Genomic DNA, 1,981 nt, shown 5'->3' with positions numbered 1-1,981 from the left:
ATGTCGGTGTTCGCCCGTGAGAACCTGTTCGAGTTCGACAAGTTCGCCTATGGCTCCGCCGCCTCGACCTTGCTTTTCCTGATCCTCGCTCTGCTCACCATCGTCACCATCCGCATCGGCCGGATCAGGCTGGACGGAGGCCGCTGACATGTGGATCGTCAAGCGCACGGCCTTTTATCTGCTGGTTGCGGCAATCGTCTTCGTCGCGGTGTTCCCGTTCTATTACGCCATCGTCACCAGCCTGAAATCGGGGACCGAGCTGTTCCGGGCCGATCTGTGGCCGACAACGGTCAGTCTTGCCAACTACCGGAATGTGCTGACCGAAGGCAGCTTCGTGCGCAACTTGCTGAACTCGCTGTTCGTCTCCGGCGCGGTGGTTGCCCTTTCGCTGTTGCTCGGCGTCACATCGGCCTATGCGCTGGCGCGCATTCGATTCCGCGGCCGCTCGGCCCTGCTGTTCATCATCCTGTCGGTGTCGATGTTCCCGCAGGTGGCGCTGCTGGCCGGGCTGTTCGAACTGGTCCGCCTGTTCGGCCTCTACAATTCGCTGTTCGCGCTGATCTTCTCCTACATGATCTTCACCTTGCCGTTCACCGTCTGGGTGCTCACCACCTTCGTCCGGGACCTGCCGGTCGAGGTCGAGGAGGCGGCGATCCTAGACGGCGCGACGCCGTGGCTCATCATCACCCGGGTCTTCCTGCCGCTGATGTGGCCGGCGCTGGCAACCACCGGCCTGCTGGCCTTCATCGGCGCGTGGAACGAGTTCCTGTTTGCGCTGACCTTCACCTCCAACAACGCACAGCGGACCGTGCCGGTGGCGATCGCGCTGCTCTCCGGCAACTCGCAGTTCGAGATCCCATGGGGCAACATCATGGCCGCCTCGGTGATCGTCACGGTGCCGCTGGTGGTGCTGGTGCTGATCTTCCAGCGCAAGATCGTCTCCGGCTTGACCGCCGGCGGTGTGAAGGGGTGAGGGACGAAGTCCTCAGATGTCCGGCGCGTTGCCGATCTTCTGCTTGAGCTCCAGCGCCCAGGCGCGGCCTTCGTCGCCGCCCCACAGCAGCCAGGCGATGTAGCCGGCCGAAGGGTTTTGCTCATTGCCGTAGTTCCTGCCGCGCTTGTCGATCTCGTGGCGGGCGAAATAGCTGACCATGCGGCGGATGGTGGAGGGCGCGAGCTTTTCCCGGTTCTTCAGCTCGGTGGCGCGGGCGACGCCGATCTCGGTGCCGCCACGGCCGAACTCGCCGCGCAGCCTGAGGCCCTTGGCGGCATTGTCGGCCACCACTTGCGGGCAGCGCAGATCGATCTCGTCGTCGTGCATGTTGTTCCCGGATCACGCTGCCCGAACAGGTATTACGACATCTCATCATGCGCAAATAAATGTCGGGGGCGATCGCTGCCAAACGTCCTTGGATCGTAGAGCAACCGCGCCGGCGTCCCGGCGCCGCGACTTGAAGGAGCCGATCATGATCACCTTTCCCAACGAATCCGCGAAATACCGCACCGCGCGTGAAAAACTGCTGCGCAAGGAAATCGAACTGCGCCGGGTCATGGAAGAGGTCGCCGAGGCCCGGCGCGCGCTGCCGCCGGGCGGGCTGATCCGCCAGGATTATGAGTTCGACGGGCTGGACGGCGATGGGAGGCCTGCAAAGATAAAGCTGTCGGAGCTGTTCGCGCCCGGCAAGGACTCGCTCATCCTTTACAACATGATGTTCCCGCGCCACCCGCAGGAGAAGCGCGATGTGGCGACCAGCGGCGGCACGGCGAAGCTCGCCCGGCAGGACCAGCCATGCCCCTCCTGCACGGCGCTGCTCGACCAGTTCGACGGCGCGGTCGGGCATCTCCAGGCCGCCGGCTTCAATTTCGCGGTGGTGGGCAAGACCGCGCTCGAAAACCTGATCACGCTCGGCCGCGACAGGGGCTGGCGCAACATGCGGTTGGTCTCGTCGGCTTCCAACAGCTTCAAGCGCGACTACAATGC

Annotated in this window: 3 protein-coding genes and 1 pseudogene; 3 read left to right on the top strand and 1 reads right to left on the bottom strand. The window is 64.0% G+C overall.

All coding sequences use genetic code 11. The annotated features are described in order from the left end of the window. Together EN750_RS41115 and EN750_RS31895 are read left to right on the top strand one after the other, a co-directional pair. Positions 1 to 147, top strand: a pseudogene (locus EN750_RS41115) (sugar ABC transporter permease); the annotation flags it as partial. A gap of 1 nt (position 148) precedes the next feature. After that, on the top strand, positions 149 to 973 hold the full coding sequence (locus tag EN750_RS31895) for a carbohydrate ABC transporter permease (protein WP_127399077.1): 825 nt from the start codon (positions 149 to 151) through the stop codon (positions 971 to 973). A gap of 12 nt (positions 974 to 985) precedes the next feature. Here the strand turns inward: EN750_RS31895 and EN750_RS31890 are convergent, their stop codons facing one another. Beyond that, on the bottom strand, positions 986 to 1,321 hold the full coding sequence (locus EN750_RS31890) for a hypothetical protein (protein ID WP_127399076.1): 336 nt from the start codon (positions 1,319 to 1,321) through the stop codon (positions 986 to 988). A gap of 145 nt (positions 1,322 to 1,466) precedes the next feature. Between EN750_RS31890 and EN750_RS31885 the strand changes: the two genes are divergently transcribed. Continuing rightward, on the top strand, positions 1,467 to 1,981 hold a 515-nt coding region (locus EN750_RS31885; protein ID WP_189526602.1), incomplete at its 3' end, for a DUF899 family protein.

This window comes from Mesorhizobium sp. M7A.F.Ca.ET.027.03.2.1 (assembly GCF_003999175.1).
In the GTDB taxonomy this organism is placed as follows: domain Bacteria; phylum Pseudomonadota; class Alphaproteobacteria; order Rhizobiales; family Rhizobiaceae; genus Mesorhizobium.
This window is presented reverse-complemented; position numbering and strand designations above follow the sequence as displayed.